General features: G+C 41.7%; 19 protein-coding genes and 1 pseudogene. 7 read left to right on the top strand and 13 right to left on the bottom strand.

Going from position 1 to position 18,758, the window contains the following annotated elements:
• Window positions 1–201: pseudogene (locus CXF93_RS02240) on the bottom strand (isocitrate lyase); the annotation flags it as partial.
• A gap of 305 nt (window positions 202–506) precedes the next feature.
• Between CXF93_RS02240 and CXF93_RS02235 the strand changes: the two are divergent.
• Window positions 507–1,454: a LysR family transcriptional regulator gene (locus tag CXF93_RS02235; RefSeq protein WP_101060679.1), complete on the top strand. Its 948-nt coding sequence runs from the start codon at window positions 507–509 to the stop codon at window positions 1,452–1,454.
• A 19-nt stretch (window positions 1,455–1,473) separates the two neighbouring features.
• Here the strand turns inward: CXF93_RS02235 and CXF93_RS02230 are convergent, their stop codons facing one another.
• From CXF93_RS02230 to rsmE, 6 genes are all read right to left on the bottom strand, one after another.
• Window positions 1,474–2,151 carry a short chain dehydrogenase gene (locus tag CXF93_RS02230; protein WP_101060678.1) on the bottom strand — a complete coding sequence of 226 codons (678 nt, stop codon included), beginning with the start codon at window positions 2,149–2,151 and terminating at the stop codon, window positions 1,474–1,476.
• 106 nt (window positions 2,152–2,257) lie between these two features.
• Complete coding sequence (locus CXF93_RS02225; protein WP_101060676.1) at window positions 2,258–2,794, bottom strand: DUF2937 family protein; 537 nt, start codon at window positions 2,792–2,794, stop codon at window positions 2,258–2,260.
• A 16-nt stretch (window positions 2,795–2,810) separates the two neighbouring features.
• A complete protein-coding gene (ruvX, locus tag CXF93_RS02220) occupies window positions 2,811–3,257 on the bottom strand; it encodes a Holliday junction resolvase RuvX (RefSeq protein WP_017220155.1) in 447 nt (148 codons plus the stop codon).
• Between the two features lie 20 nt (window positions 3,258–3,277).
• A complete protein-coding gene (locus CXF93_RS02215; RefSeq protein WP_101060675.1) occupies window positions 3,278–3,859 on the bottom strand; it encodes a YqgE/AlgH family protein in 582 nt (193 codons plus the stop codon).
• 152 nt (window positions 3,860–4,011) lie between these two features.
• The gene (gene gshB / locus CXF93_RS02210; protein WP_101060673.1) at window positions 4,012–4,965 is read right to left on the bottom strand and encodes a glutathione synthase; all 954 of its coding nucleotides are present in this window, start codon (window positions 4,963–4,965) and stop codon (window positions 4,012–4,014) included.
• 10 nt (window positions 4,966–4,975) lie between these two features.
• The gene (gene rsmE / locus CXF93_RS02205; RefSeq protein ID WP_101060671.1) at window positions 4,976–5,707 is read right to left on the bottom strand and encodes a 16S rRNA (uracil(1498)-N(3))-methyltransferase; all 732 of its coding nucleotides are present in this window, start codon (window positions 5,705–5,707) and stop codon (window positions 4,976–4,978) included.
• 236 nt (window positions 5,708–5,943) lie between these two features.
• Here rsmE and dsdA point away from each other — a divergent pair, with 236 nt between their 5' ends.
• Both dsdA and dsdC read left to right on the top strand, forming a co-directional pair.
• Window positions 5,944–7,272: a D-serine ammonia-lyase gene (gene dsdA / locus CXF93_RS02200; protein WP_101060670.1), complete on the top strand. Its 1,329-nt coding sequence runs from the start codon at window positions 5,944–5,946 to the stop codon at window positions 7,270–7,272.
• 79 nt (window positions 7,273–7,351) lie between these two features.
• Window positions 7,352–8,287, top strand: coding sequence for a DNA-binding transcriptional regulator DsdC (dsdC, locus tag CXF93_RS02195; protein ID WP_101060668.1), 936 nt, complete (start codon window positions 7,352–7,354; stop codon window positions 8,285–8,287).
• 8 nt (window positions 8,288–8,295) lie between these two features.
• Here dsdC and CXF93_RS02190 read toward each other — a convergent pair whose 3' ends face one another.
• Window positions 8,296–9,585, bottom strand: coding sequence for an alpha/beta fold hydrolase (locus tag CXF93_RS02190; RefSeq protein WP_101060666.1), 1,290 nt, complete (start codon window positions 9,583–9,585; stop codon window positions 8,296–8,298).
• Between the two features lie 108 nt (window positions 9,586–9,693).
• On the opposite strand from CXF93_RS02190, the gene CXF93_RS02185 reads away from it, so the two are divergent.
• The gene (locus CXF93_RS02185) at window positions 9,694–10,131 is read left to right on the top strand and encodes a GNAT family N-acetyltransferase (protein ID WP_101060663.1); all 438 of its coding nucleotides are present in this window, start codon (window positions 9,694–9,696) and stop codon (window positions 10,129–10,131) included.
• A 127-nt stretch (window positions 10,132–10,258) separates the two neighbouring features.
• The gene (locus CXF93_RS02180) at window positions 10,259–10,492 is read left to right on the top strand and encodes a DUF4160 domain-containing protein (RefSeq protein WP_101060662.1); all 234 of its coding nucleotides are present in this window, start codon (window positions 10,259–10,261) and stop codon (window positions 10,490–10,492) included.
• Window positions 10,493–10,557: 65 nt separating this feature from the next.
• Here CXF93_RS02180 and CXF93_RS02175 read toward each other — a convergent pair whose 3' ends face one another.
• The 4 genes from CXF93_RS02175 to metK all read right to left on the bottom strand — a co-directional run bounded on the left by CXF93_RS02175 (window position 10,558) and on the right by metK (window position 13,788).
• Complete coding sequence (locus tag CXF93_RS02175; protein WP_101060660.1) at window positions 10,558–11,316, bottom strand: endonuclease; 759 nt, start codon at window positions 11,314–11,316, stop codon at window positions 10,558–10,560.
• A gap of 267 nt (window positions 11,317–11,583) precedes the next feature.
• Complete coding sequence (locus CXF93_RS02170) at window positions 11,584–11,814, bottom strand: hypothetical protein (RefSeq protein WP_101060659.1); 231 nt, start codon at window positions 11,812–11,814, stop codon at window positions 11,584–11,586.
• 150 nt (window positions 11,815–11,964) lie between these two features.
• Window positions 11,965–12,507, bottom strand: coding sequence for a SprT family zinc-dependent metalloprotease (locus CXF93_RS02165; RefSeq protein ID WP_232784069.1), 543 nt, complete (start codon window positions 12,505–12,507; stop codon window positions 11,965–11,967).
• 129 nt (window positions 12,508–12,636) lie between these two features.
• Complete coding sequence (gene metK / locus CXF93_RS02160) at window positions 12,637–13,788, bottom strand: methionine adenosyltransferase (protein ID WP_101060658.1); 1,152 nt, start codon at window positions 13,786–13,788, stop codon at window positions 12,637–12,639.
• Window positions 13,789–14,109: 321 nt separating this feature from the next.
• Here metK and CXF93_RS02155 point away from each other — a divergent pair, with 321 nt between their 5' ends.
• On the top strand, window positions 14,110–14,655 hold the full coding sequence (locus CXF93_RS02155) for a YfaZ family outer membrane protein (protein ID WP_101060657.1): 546 nt from the start codon (window positions 14,110–14,112) through the stop codon (window positions 14,653–14,655).
• A gap of 126 nt (window positions 14,656–14,781) precedes the next feature.
• On the opposite strand, the gene clcA is transcribed toward CXF93_RS02155, so the two are convergent.
• Window positions 14,782–16,164, bottom strand: a complete 1,383-nt coding sequence (gene clcA, locus CXF93_RS02150) for a H(+)/Cl(-) exchange transporter ClcA (protein ID WP_101060656.1) — start codon at window positions 16,162–16,164, stop codon at window positions 14,782–14,784.
• 474 nt (window positions 16,165–16,638) lie between these two features.
• Between clcA and tkt the strand changes: the two genes are divergently transcribed.
• The gene (tkt, locus tag CXF93_RS02145) at window positions 16,639–18,627 is read left to right on the top strand and encodes a transketolase (RefSeq protein WP_101060655.1); all 1,989 of its coding nucleotides are present in this window, start codon (window positions 16,639–16,641) and stop codon (window positions 18,625–18,627) included.
• Window positions 18,628–18,758: the final 131 nt, after the last annotated feature.

Genomic DNA, 18,758 nt, shown 5'->3' with positions numbered 1-18,758 from the left:
GTACAGTGAAGAATCATTATCATAGTTTTCCATATCAGCACGCATAATGTCTGCTGTGTACTGTGCAATCTCAATACCTGTTTTGAAACGGTTTTGAGCACGCATACGCGCCGTATATTCTGGGTTAATTGCAGCCCATTTAGAACCATGTTCAGCTTTTAGTGTAGCAACCGCATCGATATCAGTGTTGTATGTTGACATAGCAAATCCCTTTCAGTGATCAAATGATGATTAATTAAATTGAAACGCAGCGACTAAAGCCTTTTATTCGTTTGCGTTTTGATGAGTTAATATTAAACGCTCAATTGATATTTAGTTAGTTTATAATTTCTATAGTCGCCATTCACACGGTGAATAATATGCGCTGTTCATTTAGCTCATTTATGGTGTATTCTGGTTGAAGTTGGTAGATATGAGTAAATTTGACGAGATGTCAGCTTTTATATCATTGAATTAGCGCTGTTTCATTAATGCGTTATTAATTTTTTATTGTAGGTATTTATTTTATGAATATATCAGGGATTGATCTTAATTTATTGATTTACTTCGATGTTTTACTGCGTGAGAAGAATGTAACCCGCGCGGCGAGTATGCTTAACATTACCCAACCAGCAATGAGTAACGGTTTACGCCGATTACGGACTCTACTGGACGATCCAGTTTTAGTACGTACCTCTGGTGGCATGACCCCAACTGAAAAGGCACGTAAATTAGCCCCAGTGATCAGAAAATTACTGTTGGAACTCGAAGAAGCCTTACAAGAAGAAAAAGAATTTGATCAGAGCAGTCAGCGTGTTTTTCGTATTATGGCCAGTGACTATGCTGAATCGACGCTGATCCCGCGCTTACTGAGTAAGTTGAGTAAGGTTGCGCCAAATATGACGGTCGATATCATGACGCCATCGGATGTGACCTTCCATGATGTCGAGGAAGGCAAGATTGATATGGCGATTAACCGCTTTGATGAATTACCGCAATCGTTTTATCAAAAGACCTTATGGCATGACTCGTTTACTTGCATGATGAATGCGGATAACCCGATCGTGAATAAGTTTAACCTTAACCATTATCTAGACTCTAAACACGTGTGGGTATCGAAGACTGGTTTTGGCGTTGGTGTCGGCATGAATCCGCATGATGTGCAGAAGTTGGGTTGGGTGGATGAAGCACTTAATCGCTTAGGTAAGAAACGCGATATCAAGGTATTTACCCGTAACTATAATGTCGCGATGCAGCTAGCACTACAAGATGAACTGATTGCCACACTACCCACTCAGGCAGCGCTAATCCATCAAAATAACAGTAATTATACTTTGCTTGAACCGCCGTTTCCGATCCCGAATATTGAATTGAAGATGATCTGGAGCCCGTTGTTACATCATGACGCTAGCCATATCTGGTTCCGTCAACTGGTGCTCGAAGCTGCAACGGAACTGCGTGCAGACTCTTTATAAGTGCACTATAAAATAAGCTTTAATACTGTTGTATCTCTAGGCTACTGATGACGTGGTGGCCATCAGTTACTTGCTGGCTCAGTTGATACATAGCATTAGCAAGTTGGTCGATGGCTATCGGCTTTTGCTGCTTTAATAACGTCAAAGGCAGCAGTGATAATATCGCCAGTGGGTAATAAGCGACAGCTTCAATTAATCTAAATTCGTCACGCTTACCGTGTAACAGTGTTGGTTGATAAAGGAATAAAGCCGCGAGCGGTAACTGACGTAATAACAGCTCTGTTTCACCTTTAGTTTGTAAGTAACTACTTGCTGATTTAGCGTTGGCACCGACAGCACTGATGACATGTAATTGCGCCTTGGTATTATTTGCGACCCAAGTACCGAAGTTAACAATATAGTCTTTATCGACTTGTCTGAATGCGGCTAACGAACCGGCTTTTTTACGGGTAGTGCCAAGGCAGCAATAAGCACAATCAATTTCTTTGGCACTATCCACAGAGCTATTTACCGTAATATCTAAATCATCAAAATTGGCTAAATCTAGGGTGATCTCAGTTACTTTGTCGAGATGCGCGAAAGGCGTTACTCGATAATGCACAACATAGATATTTTCAACTGCTGGATCATTGATTAACTGCTGCATAAGTTGATAGCCTGTTGCGCCAGTAGCTCCAACAATAATGACGTTTTTCATGATACTTCCTTTGGTGAATAGCCTTTATTAATAAGCCTTTATCGATGCTGCTTTTATTGAGGTTTGCCGTACTGATATTTAAAATATTTATAGTCGAATAGCGCCGTTAAGCAGGCTTGTTAGTTGTTTTGTTAGTTAAAAGACGCAAACGGAAGAAAATAACTGAGAGTAGTTTTAAACTCAGTAACCAACATAGGTTCAAGCTTACGCCGCCAATTAACCCTGTCACTATCGCCGCTTGGCTCAAAGGGATGCCAGGGGTGTACAGTGATAAGGTATTTTCAGCTAATTTACTGTCGACTCGGGTGATAAAATAACCCAGTTTATTTACATAACTACCGTCGGTCAGGATCGCTAAATCTGCGGCCAGTAGCGGTAATGACTGTTGTAAGGTGAATACTTGCTTACCTACTTGTTGCACTGCTGGTGCAGGACTAGCATCAAAGTCGGCAATCAGTGTGTCGAGCTGGCCACTAAAGTTAGTATCGGCAATGAATTGAAATTGTTGCAGCTGGGTTTGCTGGGCAAGGTAATAACCGGAAAATTGTTGGCTGTAATGATCGATAAACTGTGGTAATTGCATAAATAGCATGACGCCAAAAGTGAATAATAAGCGTTGTAATAATCCATTAATAAACGTCATGCTGTGCGTGTCCTATTTATAACTCTGCGCCGTATTGTGATTCCATCCAGCCTTCTAAGATAACCATGGCTGAGGCACTATCAATTGCGCCTTTTTGCAGGGCTTTAAAACCGCCTTCTTCAAATAAACGGGCTTTGGCATCTTTGGTTGTTAGACGTTCGTCATGCATTTCTGTTTTGACATTAAACCGGCCTGTTAGACGATTGGCAAACTTGATCGCACGCTTGGTGATCTCTTGCTCGGTACCGTCCATGTTAAGTGGCTTACCGACGATAACCAGATCTGGTTGCCATTCTTTAATTTGTTGCTCGATTAAATCCCAATCGGGAATACCATCATTGGCTTTAAAAGCCACAAGCGGGCGAGCTGTGCCAGTGATCTCTTGGCCAACAGCAATACCAATACTTTTTGTTCCGAAATCAAAACCAAGTAAGGTTCTTTGTCCGCTTTCTGCATTACTCATATTCTTCTCCGTAGGGGGCTTTACGAGTGTCCTACCTGACTCGATAATTGGTTGACGTCGATACCTATTTTCTGCACGGCCTGTTCCCAGCGTTGGTGTACGGGCACGTTAAATAGAATATCTTCATCGGCATTAATGGTTAGCCAACTGTTGTCTGCTATTTCTTGTTCTAACTGGCCTTTAGTCCAACCGGAATACCCTAACGCGACAATATAATTGTCAGGTTGTTTGTTGGTGCCTAGTGTCGCTAATACATCAAGTGATGAGGTGATCATCAACTCATCATTGATTTGTAAACTCGAGCTAAACCCAGGAGAGGCGGTATGCAATACAAAACCACGCTCTTCAGATACTGGACCACCTTTAAATACCGGATCATTGATGACGGTTTTTGGCTCTGCTAGTGCGGCTGTTTCATCGTCGAGGTCAGGTTCGATAGTTTGTGATAACAACTCGTCGATAGAAATATTAACGGGCAGGTTGATGATGATACCCATCGCACCTTCGTTGTTATGCTCACAAATATAGATAACAGAGCGTTCAAAAATACCATCTTTCATGCTTGGCATTGCGATAAGGAAGTGATCTTGCAAAGAGTCCATAGGCCTATCTTTTGTTGTTAGCAGTGAATTTATTATGGCAGACAATCATAGCTTAAGCGGTGAAGATTCACGATAAGCTATGATTTATTTTATGCTTATTTTATGTTTAGTTTGGCTCTTCATTTGGCTAGCGATTAAGAGCCGCAGGTAAATTAAGCTTTGTTTAAACGTACTTCAATTGCATCCATCAACATGCCTGTGATGCTTACATCATAAGCTGCTTCGATTTCACGAATACAAGTAGGGCTAGTGACGTTGATTTCAGTTAGCTTGTCGCCAATCACGTCTAGACCAACAAAGATCAGACCTTTTTCTTTTAACTTAGGGCCTAATGCTTTGGCAATTTTCCAATCACTTTCAGACAATGGACGTGCTACACCACGACCGCCAGCTGCGATATTACCGCGCGTTTCACCACTTGCTGGGATACGAGCTAGGCAATACGGTACTGGTTCACCATCAATCACTAAGATACGTTTGTCGCCATCTTTAATATCAGGAATGAATTTTTGTGCCATACAGTAACGCGTTTCATGTTCAGTCAGTGTTTCGATGATCACACTAACGTTTTTATCTTGTTCGTTAAGACGGAAGATTGATGCGCCGCCCATGCCATCTAATGGCTTTAAGATCACGTCTTTGTGTTCGTTATGGAACGCACGTAATTTGTCTTTACGACGTGTTACTAGCGTTGTCGGGGTGAATTCGCTAAACCATGCCGTGTACAGTTTTTCATTTGCATCACGTAGACTTTGTGGTTTGTTCACGATTAACGTGCCTTCGTCTTCTGCGCGTTCAAGCATGTAAGTAGCGTAAACAAATTCAGTGTCAAACGGGGGATCTTTACGCATTAATACTACGTCTAAATCTGAAATTAGGTGGTTAGTTTCTTCACCTAATTCGTACCAGTTTGCTGGGTCTTGTTGTACTTTCAATGAACGAGACGCAGCATATGCACGGCCTTCAAGCATAAATAGGTCTTGCATTTCCATGTAGAAAAGTTCGTAACCACGGTTTTGCGCTTCCATTAACATTGCAAAGCTAGAGTCTTTTTTAATGTTGATGTCTGTAATGGGATCCATCACGATGCCAAGTTTAATTGTCATATTCTTTATCCTATCCTAAATCGCCAAAGCGGCATTGTAGTGCGGTGATTGCCGTTAATGCTGCTGTTTCTGTTCGTAATACTCGAGGACCTAATAACGTTTCTTCAAAGTTAAATTGCTCTGTCATGCTGATTTCATCCGCAGATAAACCGCCTTCAGGACCAATTAACAAACGCACGCCATTGGTAGGCTCGGGTAAGGTGTTAATACTGTATTTTGCGCGTGGGTGCAGGTTCAGTTTAAGTTCTGTCGTTTCTTCTGCTGCCCAGTCTTTTAATTGTTTTGGTGCTAATACTTGTGGCACGAAGTTACGGCCACTTTGTTCGCACGCAGAAATGACAATTTTTTGCCATTGCTGTACTTTTTTCTCTAAACGCTCGCCAGATAGCTTAACACCACAACGCTCACTAAACAGTGGCGTGATAGTTGTTACACCCAGCTCGACTGATTTTTGGATAGTAAAATCCATTTTTTCGCCGCGCGAGATCGCTTGACCAAGGTGGATCTTTAATGGCGATTCACTGTTAATATCTTGGAATTCATCAATCTGAACTGTCACTGATTTTTTTGTGGTTTGTTCAATTGTGGCTTGGTATTGGCCACCTTTACCGTTAAATAAAGTTAGCGTATCACCGGTTGTCATGCGTAATACACGACCAACGTGGCCTGCGCCGTCTGGTGATAATTCAAAGCTAGAACCCACGATTAGTTCGCCGGATTCGAAGATGCGAGGATGACGCATGCTGGTTACCTTTATTTAAATATGTAGTTAATAAAATGATTATACCCACTTTTTTTATGAGCAGATGAAATTTATCAGTTAACAAATAAAATAGTTGTTTACTGGCGCAGTCAGAGAAGTGATATCAGTCTCATTTATGGCATCGTCAGATTCATCCTAAGGCTAAAAATTGATCCTTTGTTCGTACTAGTAGAGTCAATGCATACTATTTTTAATCGTTTAATGAAGAGCATATGATGAACAATACGCGAATAATACAACTAATAAATGAGTTTCCATTGCTGGAATTACTGATAGATCTTCAACCGCTGAGTTGGTTCAATCCGAAGGTAACGAGCTATGTCGAGGCTTTACCTTATGTTGGTTTAACCGCGCTTGATGTACAAGATGCCAGTGATCGCTTATTACGTTTTGCACCTTTTCTATGCCTGGCATTTCCTGAAACACAAAAAAGTAACGGTATTATTGAGTCTCGGTTACAGGCTATACCGCTGATGCAAGCGGCGTTGGGTAAACATTATCAGAGTGACTTACCAGGCCGGATGATGATCAAGCTTGATGCGCAATTGCCAATATCGGGCTCAATTAAAGCGCGAGGTGGTATTTATGAAGTACTGCAGCATGCAGAGAAATTGGCCATATCTGCGGGTATACTGCGTATCGATGATGATTACAGTAAAATTAATTCGCCACAATTTAAGGCATTTTTCAGTCAATATAAAATTGCAGTTGGTTCAACCGGCAACTTAGGCTTATCGATTGGTATTATAGGTGCCAGTTTAGGATTTCAGGTCAGTGTGCATATGTCTGCTGATGCAAGGCAGTGGAAAAAAGATCGCTTGCGTCAGCATGGCGTGAATGTGGTTGAGTATCAATCTGACTACAGCATTGCGGTTGAAAAAGGTCGTGAAGAAGCACTGCAAGACCCGTTCTGTCATTTTGTTGATGATGAAAACTCGACGTCGCTGTTCTTAGGTTATGCCGTTGCTGGAGAGCGCTTAAAGCAGCAGTTTGATGAGCAAGGCATCGTTGTTGATGCCGAGCATCCGTTATTTGTTTATTTACCTTGTGGTGTTGGTGGCGGTCCTGGTGGCGTTGCGTTTGGTCTTAAATTAGCTTTTGGCGATCATGTGCATTGTATTTTTGCGGAACCGACTCATTCTCCGTGTATGTTGTTAGGCGTTTATACTGGGTTGCATGATCAGATCTCGGTGCAAGATCTCGGTATTGATAATGTCACGGCTGCCGACGGCCTTGCTGTTGGTCGCGCTTCGGGGTTTATCGGTAAAGCGATGGAGCGGATGTTAGATGGTTATATCACCTTAACAGATGCGGACATGTATCAGTTATTAGGGCTGGTACATGAGACTGAACTGCTTAAATTAGAGCCTTCTGCACTGGCAGGCATGCCGGGTATTGTTCATGTTACCAACAATGCGGATTACCTTGAACGAATGCAACTTACTGATAAATTAGTGAATGCTACCCATTTAGTCTGGGCTACTGGCGGCGGTATGGTGCCAGAGGCGGAAATGACAGCCTATTTACAACTCGCTAAAAGTTGAGCCTTTTGATATGCGATCTGTTAAATTCAACGACGGTCTCTTAGGACTCGGTTTTGTTTATAATGGAAGTATTTTAGTCATGGAATTAACATTCGGTAGTCATAAAAAATTTAGCGGTAGTCAATTAGCTAACCTAGATACTTTTGTTAAAGCAGCGCAGTATGGTTCATTTACGCAAGCGGCAGAGGTGCTTTTCCTCAGCCCTAGCGCCGTGAGTCATCGCATTGCCAAGCTGGAGCAAGAACTTGGTTTTAAGCTGTTTCATCGTTTGCATAAACAGCTTAAATTGACGGGCGAGGGTGCACGCTTATGCCGCAGTTGCGAGCAGTTATTTAATTCATTGGATGAAGAGTTAAATGATATTCGCAGTAATGAATTATCTGGTCGTCTGACAATCTATGCCCGACCGTCTATTTCATTGTGTTGGCTGGTACCACGTATCCATGATTTCCATCGTCAATATCCGGCTATTCAGTTGGATATTCTGACCGGTAATGATGATATTAATTTTCAAACTGAATTTATTGATGTTGCGCTTTATTATACCTCGGGGCCTTTTCCGGGATTATCAAACATTGAATTAATGTCAGAAGAAGTCACGCCAGTCTGCTCTCCGGCTTATGCTGAGTTACATAACCTAATTGATAACCCCGACAATATTCGTCATTGCAGCCTATTGCATGATTGCAAAGCTTGGCCCCAAGCGGCTTATAATGCGGAATGGTTAGAATGGGTCGAGCGTCATCAGATAAGTGGGGTTAATTATAATCGTGGTTTAAGTTTTGATCGTTCCGATCTCGCTATGATTGCCGCGATTAATAATGCTGGCTTGGCGATTGGTCGTAAACGTCTAGTTGATAAACATTTACGCAGTGGTGAGTTGATCGCGCCTTTTCCGGCACTGATTAGCCCTGCCACGTATCAATATCACGCGGTATATAGCGCAGATATAACACCTAACCCGCGCGTTAAGGTGTTATTAGCTTGGTTGCAGCAGCAGGCTGACAAGTTTTAATTATGTGGTTAGCGCAGCGTAACACCATTATTTAGGTCGATAAGCTTACTCAGCACTTTATCACCGTCCATACGGATACCGTTGTGTTCGAACTCAGACGTTAACCAGTACTTGAGGTTATTAACGCGTGCAGCGGTTTCTAGGCTGTATTGCATTTCCACATACATGTCTTCGCTATAAATAGCTGCGGCCACTGGTACTTTATTATTTTTAAGTACTTCAAGGTCGTAAAGATCTGACCAATCTTGTTTACCTGCCAACTGTTGCGCCGCTGCTTGCAGTGGTTTTAAGTTATTAAATTGTTCGAACATCCACGGATAAATCATTTCACCAGTGAATAAGAACGGCTGACCCGGCTTGTAATTAAATTCATCATAATCAGCGCGAACAGTATGCGCAGCCCAATTTGATGCTTGCTGCTGGCAATAGATAGACTCGTGCAGCACGGCAAAGAGCGGGTTGCTATTGAAATCAAGGAACTGACAGAACTGTGCTAAGAATAGCGGGTTAACTTGCGTGCCTTGCGGTGTAGTGATAAGCGCCTGTTCCAGTAAGTAATAAACCGCTTCAGGGCCTTCTTCCATACCGATGTTAACACCAAGCAGTTGTAACATTTCAACGGTAAGCTTCTCACCTGTGGCAAGGTAAGTATCGTGTTCGCTAATATGTGTTGCTAATGCAGTGACAAGATCTTGCGCGTCGCTAAAACGATTAAAGAAGTCGCTATTTTTTGCTAGCACACGTTTATAGGTTGCTTGGTAAACTTCATCCGCAGGACGTGTTAGTGAAGGTAATCCGCCGGTAACAAAGGCTTGCGTTAGGCCTTCTGGCGCCGCGGTTAAATAACGTAATACACAGAAACCACCAAAGCTTTGGCCGATGATGCTCCAAGTATTAAATGGTGATAACTGTGCTCGGATCGCTTCAGCATCACGGACAATATTATCGGCGCGGAAATGGCTTAAGTAGTTAGCTTGTTCACTGGGTGTTAAGTGGCCAAGACTGACTGAACTGATAGGTGTTGATAGTCCTGTGCCACGCTGATCTAATAGTAATACCCGATATTCTTGTAATGCCCGTTTGATCCAGCCGCCATTGGCCATTGGACGTACAGCGGCAAAGCCTGGACCACCTTGAAAATAAACCAAATACGGTAGGTCTTGATCTTGTTTATCTGACGCGACAAGTTCACGTACAAAGACGTTAATACTGTCACCGTCAGGCTTGTTGTAATCAAGTGGCAAGGTAAATGTGTGCTTCTGTGCAACTAAGCCGCTTAATGTGAGATCAATTTTCATGGCAATCCTTTGTTAACAATAAAGTTATTATATAGGTTATTGTAACCTTAAATGGGTGTTAAGTATTAATGGCTGCTAGCAATTTAAGTAATAAGGAAGGTAATAATTATGGATGAAGCTTATAACGTCAGTGCTAATTTTTCTGATATGGATTTAGATGTTATACACGGGTTTATAGCTGGGTCATATTGGGCGAAAGGGATCCCTGTTGCAACCTTACAGCGAGCGCTTGAAAATTCATTATGTTTTGGTGTGTTTACCCAAGCAGGTGAGCAAGTAGGCTTTGCACGCATGATCACCGACAAGGCTACTTTTGCCTATTTAGCTGACGTATTTGTGTTAGAAGCACACCAGGCTAAAGGCTTGAGTAAATTGCTGATGGCAGCGATATTAGAGCATCCAGAATTACAGGGACTCAGACGTATGATGCTAGCGACTAGAGATGCGCATGCTTTATATCACAAATTTGGATTTACAGCATTAGCATCGCCAGCGATTTATATGGAGCTGCATACACCGAATTTGTATGATTTATTAATGCCTTAGCTATTTAATATAATCAAAAATTAGCGTGTAGGCATAATACTTGGTGTTTACTTTTATTTTTACTCTTTATTTTCATGAGAATTTAATGATAATCATACATGTCTAAAGCTATGTTACAGGTAAAGTAATGCCATCGAGTACAATATTTTTGGGTTTAGCGACTCAAATTGGTAGCCCTAATAAAGTGGCAGTACCGCATGTATTAGCGCAATATAAAGAAAGAAACTGCCGTGTCGCGATTGCTGACGGTAGTGTCATAAGTGGTGTGATTCCGTTTAAGCAATTACAGGGATTACAAAAATGGATTGGCGTGAACCACGCAGAGTTACAACGACAGTGGCACCATGCAAACACACAATAAGTCTACAAGGCGACAGTTAAACGTGGCGATGTAGACCTTGTAGCGCTATTCGTTATTTTACGTTGTTACCACAACCCACGATCTATACACGCCGACTTAACTACCCTATTTTCATTCCCCTGCAGGCTTTCAATCAGTTGTGTACGTCGACATTCAGTCTGCGTTACTGGGTATTGTTTATCCCATGCTTGCAACTCACGTTTTTGTCTACCTATGTTATAGGCTGGATAAGCAGCTTCCATATACAGATAAGCACGGGCTATTTGGCCTTTGGCATAATTGGGCGGCTGTACTGTTTTGTTGTTAATTTTGATCGGGCAGCTACCGAATTGATTTTTCTCTGCGGTTACCTGAGATGCAAAATTATAGTTACTACGCAGAGCATTAACAGCACCAATAGCAGGGTACAGATTATACATATCCGCTTGCATGTAACGGTAAGGGATATTCATTTTTTCGGCGCAACGACGACCTTTGAAACTCTTACCTTTGCTGTTCACACAGGCGTTATCACCTTCACGCCACTCGCTAAAGTTACGCCCGAAATTCTCTGCTGGCACTACGTGTTCCCATTCCACTTTGGCCTGACGCTTTACATGTTTTGTTGATGTAAAACCATTGTGGTCGGTGATCTTCTTTTTACTATTGAAATCAGCTAGGCAATAGATAGTCAGCTTAGGTACATCATTGTATACCTGCCTTTCGAGCATCTTTTTGGCTTTACTAAAAGATTGGTTAGTTTGATTGCCATTATCAGAAGCATAAGAGAAAGAGGGGAGTAATAACGTGGTTGATATAACCATAATACTGAGTTGTTTTAACATTACAGACTGCTCCAATGTAATAATTCAACATTGTAGCACAGCTAAAATAAGACTTTAGGATAGTGAAATTAGTGTGGTTTTGTGATTGCAGGGGTTATTTAATGGCAACTTATGATGACGCTGAAATAGATGATTTAAAAAAGAGGAGACGAAACTAAATTTTTGAGTCTACGGAGGGACGTGACGGTATAAAAAGGAGCGCTAAAAAGCAGGCATAAAAAAAGAGCAGATGATAACAACTGCTCTTTAGATTTGAGTTCGACGTGATTAGTTTGCGCGAGACGCGGCGTAACGCACGGCGATATCAGAATCTATTAGCATTTTTTCTTTTAACACACCGGACTTCGCCATGAAAATACGTTGAGAGATAGATAAAGCGCTGAGATCGAGACTACGAGCAATTTGCTCTGCTTGATCTTTGTTACGCTTTAAAACTGCTGTTATCAGTTTTTCCATTTCATAATCGGTTGATTTCGCAGTATCTAACGTGTGAGTCATAACCTAGTTCCCTATCACAATAGTATGTATAGCGTCATTTTATCTGATGATATTAGATAAATACACCTATATAAGCTTATTTTTCAGATTATTATCAAACACCTTGTCACTTCTCTGGTGTAAAGTTAACTTACTGTTATTAAATGTTATTTAATGTTCTCGGCTTAAACTTTGTTTGCATAAACGACAGATATATTTGATATTATCACGCTCTATTTTATTATGACGACGAATAGTTAGTTGGTGGTTTGTGCACTGACAAACATAGCTAAAGGTTTTACCTTTTACGCTGGCGACGTCATATTGATGTGTTGTTTTGGCTGCGAGGTCAAATACTTGATTCATGATTTGCTGCCACTCTTTGCCGTGCGGCTTAGTACGACCATAAAGTTGATACGTTAATAGGTGAGCAACTTCATGAGGGACGGTATGCATTATAAAGTGTTGCTGGTTTTCTTGTAATAAAATAGGGTTAAAGCGTAACTCATTGGTTTGTAATCTGGCGCTACCGGCGGCTTTACCACGTTGATTGAAATTGATAATTGGACGGGAGAAAGTGCGATTTAAACGTTGTTCTGCTTGCAGATAACAGGCGGTGATCTTGTCTAGCACTAACTTCTCGATACTCTGTTGATTAAGAGTTTGTGGATTGAGAATTGGCGTTGAATTTGGCTGAGCTGAGCTGTCTTGCATGATCGTCATCTATAAAAAAAGGCGCTTTGGTTAAATTACCAAAAGCGCCTCTTACTATCAACTACCTAATTAAAAGCTATCAACTATCTAATTAGAAGCGATCAACTGTTAGCTAAACGCTAGTGTTGATTAAAGACCAGCTGCATCACGTAGGATTTCAGCTTTGTCTGTCGCTTCCCAAGGGAATTCGCTACGACCAAAGTGACCATAAGCAGCCGTACTTTGATAAATAGGACGCATAAGATCAAGCATTTTGATTAGACCGTGTGGACGTAATTCAAAATGTTCACGAATAAGCTTAATTAATAGCTCTTCACTTACTTTACCTGTGCCGAATGTTTCAACAGAGATTGACGTTGGTTCAGCAACACCGATAGCGTAAGAAACTTGGATTTCACAACGGTCAGCTAAGCCAGCCGCTACGATGTTCTTCGCTACATAACGCGCTGCGTATGCGGCACTACGGTCAACTTTTGAAGGATCTTTACCAGAGAATGCACCGCCGCCGTGACGAGCCATGCCGCCGTATGTATCCACGATAATTTTACGACCAGTTAGACCACAATCGCCTACTGGACCACCGATAACAAAACGGCCAGTTGGGTTAATGAAGAACTTAGTGTCTTTGTTTAACCATTGCTCAGGTAGAACTGGCTTGATGATAGTTTCCATCACAGCTTCAACAAGGTCTGCTTGTTTGATATCTTCAGAATGCTGAGTTGAAAGAACAACTGCATCGATACCAACAATTTTACCGTCGTCATAAGCAAATGTGATTTGGCTTTTTGCATCAGGACGTAACCAAGGAAGTGTGCCACTTTTACGCACTTCAGCTTGGCGTTTAACCAGCTTATGTGAGTAAGTAATAGGCGCAGGCATTAACTCTTCAGTTTCATTGTTTGCATAACCAAACATTAAACCTTGGTCGCCAGCACCCTGTTCTAGTGGATCATCACGATCAACACCTTGATTAATATCAGGAGACTGTTTACCGATGGTGTTTAATACTGCGCAAGAATCCGCGTCAAAACCCATTTCTGAGTTGATGTAACCGATTTCACGTACAGTCTTACGGGTGATCTCTTCGATATCAACCCAAGCGTTAGTAGTAACTTCACCGCCAACCATAACCATACCTGTTTTAACATAAGTCTCACAGGCTACGCGTGCTTTAGGGTCTTGAGCGATGATTGCATCAAGTACAGCATCGGAGATTTGGTCTGCAATTTTATCAGGATGACCTTCTGATACTGACTCAGAGGTAAACAAGTGTTTAGCCATGGTTTTAATTCTCTCTTAATTTAAACACAATCGACGTGATGTACGTTCATATGTGTAGAAGTTTTAACATCTAGACGGCTATTCTAAACGATCTTAGCAGTATTAAGATAGACCCTAGGTCATATTTATTTTGCAAATTGTTTAAAAGACCTGTTATCAGCGGATTTTATTTATGTATATATGTTATAAACAGCCAATATGCAGTAGCATAGTGCGAAAGTATTAAAAGTATGAAGTGACGAACATTTTTCAGCTGAAAATAATTATTCGTTCACTATCATTACATGTAACTACCACTCATTTGCCATTGGGAAGAATAAAGTGTCATTGAAAAAATCATTCGTTATCACGGCTGGATTACTTGCTAGCCTTACTAGTTTTAGTAGTGCAGCATCAAACGTCTCACTTGCGTTCAACAACGACAATATCGTATTGGGTTATGATGTTGAGCTACAAGAAGCACTCAAGGTTAAAGGTGATTACCTACAAACTATCGATAACGGCTATACCTTAGATACTGGTATTTATGCGTTTCAAGATGCGGGTGCAACATTCTTTGAGCTGGGCGCGAAAGGCCTGAGAATGGATAACGATAATGGTGATGGTTATGCATTGGCATTTGGTGGTTTAGGTGGCTTACGTCTAACTGAAGAATTTAGCTTAGAAGCTGAATTCCATTACAGCCCTGAAATCCTAGCATTTGGCGACACTGAAAATTACACCGAGTGGGTTTTCCGTGCTAAATATGCGCTAATGCCGACTGCAAGTTTGTTTGTTGAGTATAATCACACAACAGTTGAGTACGACAACATGCCTGAAGAACGTCTAACCGCAGACATTCTATTTGGTTTAGCGTGGGTATTCTAAGAGCGAGTAGAACTTAATCTTATTGTAAATTAAAGCATCCTTTATCGGATGCTTTAATTTTTTTAGTCGTAATATTTTAAATTAATAATGACTTAATCTGAAACGTGTCGTGTAATTATTTTCTACTTATTTGTGTTGCGTTAATTCTTTATTCTCCCTCAATGATAATTTGAGTAATTCAGAATAAAGTGGTTTACCACCCAGCGCCTGCGCTATAAATGTAGCTCCCAGACAGGTCATCAGCAAAGGTAGAATAAGCGCATAGTTATCTGTCATCTCAACCACTAATACGATACCGGTTACTGGTGCTCGGACGGTGGCTGCAAATAATGCCCCCATACCAGCAACTGCGTATACCGCAGGCTCTGCGACGAAGCCTGGAAACAAATCGGCAGCTATCACACCATAGGCTAAACCAAATAAAGTACCCAGCGTGAGCATTGGAGTAAATACACCCCCAGGTGCGCCTGAAGCAAAACAAGCGATAGTTCCGAACAAACGTACTAGGAATAATGCTACTAGTAACAGCCAGGTTAGAGGGTCCTGAATAATAATGGTGATTAACTCAATACCACTACCAGCTGTATCCGGTGCAAGAATTTGCATGAGAGTAAATACGCCGCCAAATGTCATGCCTGTCATCACTATACGGCTGAGCTTTTCATCTTGTCGCTGTTTTAGGTATTTGGTGCTGCTTAAAATCCAGCGGTTGAAATTCACCCCTATGACACCAAAAATAGTGCCCAATAGCAGAAATAACCAAAGTGAAGATAGCGGTGGCACGGTAAATTTGGGGATGTGCATAACTGCTTGTTGTCCATGAAATGAGCGCATTATAATAGTCGCAACTGCTGCAGCTAACGTCACACACTTTATCGATGTGATATTATAACGAAACTGTGGTCGCATCTCTTCAATGACAAATAATATCCCAGCGAGTGGTGCATTAAATGCTGCTGCCAGACCTGCTGCGGCTCCTGCCGCGGTTAAAATATGTGTTGCATGTGCATAGCGCTTGGCTGTATCTGAAAACATACGCCCGATCGCACCGCCGATTTGAATTGATGGACCTTCGCGGCCTAGTACCATGCCAGAGCCTATGGCTAGCGTTCCGGCAATAAACTTAATGGGTAAAACACGACGCCAGCGAATGTCATAGATACCATCGAGCGCTCCTTCGATATGTGGGATACCGCTGCCTCCAGTCTCCGGAGCGAAACGGTGCGTGAGCCAGAAAGCAAACCCAACCATAACAGCCCCTATTAACATCATTAGAAGAATGTTCACTGCAGATGGAAATGTAAGTTGTTCAAAAAGTTGCATGCGGTGCTCATTAACCCACAAAATAGAACCTTCAAACAATGCGATAATCAGACCCGTTAAAGCACCTACACCAGCAGAAAGGGCAAGCAAGACGATATAATCATGTTTGGTTGAGAGTATTTTGGGGCTGGTGCGGTGTTTAAGAATACCACCTTGAAAAAATCTAAAATTGGGAGATTTAGCCATGCGTATTAGCTGCCTGTTCGAGTGAGAAGAGTGCAAATAAGCTCGTTCGAGTCGTAAAAACTAGGCGTTAGCGCAAGGTAAATATAGCGGTATTATCGCGTTATTTATTATCGTTGTGTAATAGCTTTTAGTTAAATCGTTGTGGAGGAGCAATGCCAAAACAGTATAGCGAATAAACAGCATGGATAGTATCTCTTTTTAGATAGGCAGAATAAAAAATAATGGCGATTAAAAAATATATTTTCTGTGTGACGCTCACATAATTACGAATAAAAGTACACATTGAAATTCGTTTGAGTGCTAAAATGCTTTCATTCGAAACCACTTGTGGTTAGCTTAGAATGTTAAAGCGTAATCGTGAAGTTAAAAATCGATAAATATAAATAAACTCAAAAAACTTGTTATACATAAGATAATTTTATGACAATATAACAGCTTAAAAGTATTTTAAATTATTCTCAGCAGGAGCAAAATATGCCAACTCGTCAAGAGCTAGCGAACGCAATTCGTGCCCTAAGTATGGACGCAGTTCAACAAGCAAATTCAGGCCATCCAGGCGCACCTATGGGCATGGCAGATATTGCCGAAGTATTGTGGCGTAAAAACCTAAACCATAACCCAGCCAATCCAAACTGGGTTGACCGTGACCGCTTTATTCTTTCAAACGGTCATGGCTCAATGCTTATTTACTCACTGCTACACCTAACAGGTTACGCACTCCCAATTGAAGAGTTGAAAAACTTCCGTCAATTGCATTCAAAAACACCGGGTCACCCTGAATACGGTTATGCACCTGGTATTGAAACAACGACTGGTCCACTAGGCCAAGGTATTACTAATGCTGTTGGTATGGCGATTGCTGAAAAAACATTAGCAGCGCAGTTCAATAAACCTGAGCATGAAGTTGTTGATCACTTTACTTATTCTTTCCTAGGCGATGGTTGTCTAATGGAAGGTATCTCACACGAAGCATGCTCACTTGCTGGCACATTAGGCCTAGGAAAGCTAGTTGCATTCTGGGATGACAACGGTATTTCAATTGACGGCGAAGTTGATGGCTGGTTCACAGACGATACTGTGAAACGTTTTGAAGCTTACGGTTGGCATGTTGTTTCTGTAGACGGTCACAATCCTGCTGAAATCCAAGCGGCAATTGATGCTGCTAAAGCAGAAACATCACGTCCAAGCCTTATCTGTTGTAAAACAGTAATTGGTTTCGGTTCACCAAACAAAGAAGGTACGCATGACTGTCATGGTGCTCCTCTAGGTGACGCAGAAATCATTGCTACACGTGAGAAATTAGGTTGGAAACACCCAGCATTCGAAATCCCTGCTGATATCTATTCTGAATGGGATGCTAATGAAGCTGGCGCACAAGCGGAAGCGGCATGGAATAAAAAATTCGCTGCATATGAAGCGGCATATCCTGAACTAGCTGCTGAATACGCGCGTCGTACTTCTGGTCAATTACCAGCTGATTGGGAAGCTAAAACGTCGGCTTACATCAAGCAGCTACAAGCTGACTCTACAAAAGTAGCAACACGTAAAGCATCGCAAAACTGTATCGAAGAATTCGGTGCAATATTACCTGAACTACTAGGTGGTTCTGCTGATTTAGCACCATCTAACTTAACAATGTGGTCTGGTACTAAAGCAATCACTGCTGATGACGCATCTGGTAACTACTTACACTACGGTGTACGTGAGTTCGGTATGACTGCAATCATCAACGGTATGTCTTTACACGGTGGTTTCACGCCTTACGGTGCTACATTCCTGATGTTCATGGAATATGCGCGTAACGCAATGCGTATGGCTGCATTGATGAAAGTGCAAAACATCCAAGTTTATACACATGACTCAATCGGTCTTGGTGAAGATGGTCCAACTCACCAACCAGTAGAACAAGTTGCAAGCTTACGTCTAACACCAAACATGAGCGCATGGCGTCCATGTGATTCTGTTGAATCAGCAGTTGCTTGGAAATATGCAATTGAACGTAAAGACGGTCCAACTGCATTAATCTTCAGCCGCCAAGGTCTAGCACCTATGCCACGTGATGAAGCACAATTAGCCAACGTTGTTAAAGGTGGTTACACACTAGTTGATTGTGATGGCAAACCAGAGCTTATCCTTATCTCTACGGGTTCTGAAGTTGAACTTTGTACTAAAGCGGCTGCAGAACTTACAGCGAAAGGCCGTAAGGTTCGCGTTGTATCTATGCCTGCTACAGATGTATTTGACAAGCAAGACGCAGCATACCGCGAATCAGTTTTACCTTCAGACGTTGTTAAACGTGTTGCAGTTGAAGCGGGTATTGCTGACTTCTGGCACAAATACACAGGCTTTAACGGTGCTATCATCGGTATGACTACATTCGGTGAATCAGCTCCTGCTGAGCAACTGTTTGAAATGTTCGGTTTCACTGTTGCTAACGTAATCGCAACGGCTGAATCACTTTAATAACTAAACCTGCATAATCCTTGTTATGTAAGGTTTAACTATTACTGATATGAACCATGTTGATATCAAAAAAGAGCGCTTCGGTGCTCTTTTTTATTACCTGTAATTTATGATTAAGCACATCATCATGT

The sequence above is a fragment of the Moritella sp. Urea-trap-13 genome (assembly GCF_002836355.1).
In the GTDB taxonomy this organism is placed as follows: domain Bacteria; phylum Pseudomonadota; class Gammaproteobacteria; order Enterobacterales; family Moritellaceae; genus Moritella.
This window is presented reverse-complemented; position numbering and strand designations above follow the sequence as displayed.